Origin of the sequence: Tumidithrix elongata BACA0141 (assembly GCF_036349135.1) — a bacterium.
Taxonomy (GTDB): domain Bacteria; phylum Cyanobacteriota; class Cyanobacteriia; order Pseudanabaenales; family Pseudanabaenaceae; genus Tumidithrix; species Tumidithrix elongata.
Genome location: NZ_JAZBJZ010000221.1, coordinates 1 through 2,896, shown reverse-complemented (window position 1 = coordinate 2,896; position 2,896 = coordinate 1). Strand labels below are relative to the sequence as shown.

Here is a 2,896-nt window from a genome sequence, read left to right as displayed (position 1 = left end):
GGAAAGGCTCTGGCAGTTTAACGGTAGACATTTTTACGCCGTAGTCTACTAGAGAGTTTTTAGACTGGCTTCCCCCTGTAGCATTCGGCTTCTACTTGTTGGTAAATTGGCAAAATTTTCCCAGCTTCTATAAAAATACCCAACGCGTTTTTGTCTATGGAATACTCGTCATGGGAATCTACGGTGTCTACCAATATTTAACAAGTCCTGGATGGGATGTACTTTGGATGGTAAATACAGGGCAGGGAGATTATAAGGAAGGAGGAGGGTTTCGCTTGTTTAGCACAATGCAGTCTATCGAACCTTTTTCGGCTTTTATGGCAGCGGGGCTAATGATCTTATTTACCGACTCTGGATTTTTGAGATTTCCCGCAGCAGCGGTTGGCTACTTAGCTTTTTTACTCAGTTTGGTAAGATCGGCTTGGCTTGGCTGGCTAGGAGGCTTACTCATTTTGATCGGTTCTTTAAAAGCAAAGTACCAAATGCGCTTATTTGTCATCATTTTAGCGATGGCAATTTTAGTTATTCCCGTAGTTGCCTCTGGTCCATTTTCCGAGAAAATTGGTGCTCGTCTTCAAACACTATCAAACGTCAAAGAAGATGACAGCTTTAGTGCAAGACAAGAAAATTTAAATGCCACCTTTGAAAGAAATCTTTTTAATGTTTTAGGCAGTGGAATTGGTTTAGGTAACTCTGATAACGCAATTTTAAGCATGCTTTATAGCTTAGGTTGGATTGGGGTTATTGGTTATGCAGGTGGATTAGTCGTACTGATCATGCAATTGTTCCAACATCCAGAGGGTGGCTCTAATCTTTTTTTGGGTACTGCTCGTGCTGTTATCGCGACCTGTTTAATCCGACTTCCTGCCAATGGCACAGCGATTACTGGCGTGGGGGGCGTAATACTCTGGGGCTTTTTGGGTTTGACAATTGCCTCTCAACGCTACTATCAAGATCGATTAGTTAGAAATTCAATAGATGATACAGTGGATATCTAATAGCCTAAGGGATGCAGAAAAAAGCGCAATTAATCACTTGAGAAAGTATAGTCGTATAATTTCTATTTTTTCTTTTGAATTCCATTCGCATATTATTAAGATAACGCACATAAAAAGTATAGGAACCCAAATGATACATGAGAGATTCTTTCTTTTGCATAGATATCGTAGGGACAATTCGTGAATTGCCCTTGTATCTTAAAAGAATACAAAAGCTACAAAACCTAATAGGCAAAAGAGGAGGTTAAGAATGAGGATTGCATGGATTGGAAGTGGTACATCAGGGCTAGGAGTTTTTCTTTTGGAAGGACTTCTCAAACAAGGACTCAAAGTTGATTACTACTGCTCTTTTGAAGATATACCCGAACGACTCCAAAACACTGACAATCTCACGTTTGTGACAACACCACGTCAGTGGGAGTGGGGTAAGTGGTATAGCCGCAACTCTTTTCTTGCCTTTTTATCTGGAACTGTCGCTCGTACCAAAGCTTACAATCGTTTGTGTGACAAGCTAATCGAAAATCATGCCCAGCAACCCTATGATTGTGTTTTTCAATTTTCCCAGACCGAGCTTTTCAAGCTAGCTCAAAACCTCGACAAACTGCCACCAGTAGTGATATATCCCTGTTCTCATGCTGCGGGGGAGCTATATTGGCATCGTCGCGAAAGTGCTTATGCCCTTGAGTCAGAAAATTTCTTAGTTCACTACATTACGCGAGCATATTATACCTATCGGGTTTGGGTACAAAAACGTCAAGCTGATAAACCTGCCTTGATCATTGGGCCTAGCTGGAGATTTAATCAGCTAATGGCAGCAGATTACAATATTTCTCCAGAACGCCAAGCCGTAATCTATCACCCCACAAAAATGCAAGATCGAGCAGCAGCTCTTGCTGTGGATGAGGCTAGCGCACATAGAACCATAACTAATCTATTATTTATATCGCGCATCAGTTTTCGGAAAGGATTAGAGTATATTGTTGAACTCAGTCATCGACTCGACGATCTTGCCGGGCAGATTCAAATTGATGTAATTGGGGGATACACGCAGTGGTCTGATTATCGCGGACATCTTAAAGAGTTGAATCCAAAAACTGCCCGTTATCGAGGTGAGTTACCTCACCCTGAGATGATGGCAACCTATGGTTCTGCCGATATTCTATTAGTCCCTAGTTTGTACGAACCTGGACCCATCGTCGTCAGCGAGGCATTAAGCCGAGGTCTTTGTGTGGTGGGAAGCGATGCAGTTGGTTCTGGGGAAATTGTTGAAGGGGATTGCTTCCGTTCTTTCCCATCCGGAGATATGGATGCATTTGAGAGACAGGTTCGACAACTCATCGCAGATCTAAAAACAAACCGCCGACAAGAACTTCGTCAAAGTGCCCGCGAACAGGCGCAAAAGCATTTTGCGCCTGACAAGATCGCAAGAGATATGATTCATTTATTTAAAAAAGTGACTTTAGGAAAGAAATAGCAACAATTTAAATATGAAGTATAACGCTAGAAGTAGGTTCTTATCTATTTTCACTTCCTCTAATATTCTATTCTCCATTATCAGTATCTATTATGGTTTCAATCCTATTTGAGAAGTCGGATTTTCACGATCCCCTTATCTCAAGTGATAACGATTGTCTAAGAGCCTGTTTGAGAATTCAAGAAGAACCACTTTTAGCCAGATTTAGTCACGGAATAATGAGGGTTTCCAGCTTCATACTTTGCCTATAACAGCAAAAAATATGAGTATTTATACTTTCTCAAACAGTCTCTAATACAAATTTGATTACAGCATCTAATCATATCAACATAACCGATATAAAATTATTGAATAAGATTTTTATGACTACTAAGTAGGTAGGCAAGGAAATACCAATATATGTAAATATAGGTTAAGCAATTAG

General features: G+C 40.5%; 2 protein-coding genes. Both read left to right on the top strand.

All coding sequences use genetic code 11. The annotated features are described in order from the left end of the window. Positions 1-170 precede the first annotated feature (170 nt). Complete coding sequence (locus tag V2H45_RS25425) at positions 171-998, top strand: hypothetical protein (protein ID WP_330486494.1); 828 nt, start codon at positions 171-173, stop codon at positions 996-998. A gap of 250 nt (positions 999-1,248) precedes the next feature. Beyond that, positions 1,249-2,472 (top strand): glycosyltransferase family 4 protein, encoded by a 1,224-nt coding sequence (locus tag V2H45_RS25420; RefSeq protein WP_330486493.1) that lies wholly within the window; start codon positions 1,249-1,251, stop codon positions 2,470-2,472. Positions 2,473-2,896 lie beyond the last annotated feature (424 nt).

Excerpts from the sequence above, each read along its gene's own strand:
- V2H45_RS25425 (WP_330486494.1), top strand. The coding sequence starts at position 171 with ATGGGAATCTACGGTGTCTACCAATATTTAACAAGTCCTGGATGGGAT.
- V2H45_RS25420 (WP_330486493.1), top strand. The coding sequence starts at position 1,249 with ATGAGGATTGCATGGATTGGAAGTGGTACATCAGGGCTAGGAGTTTTT.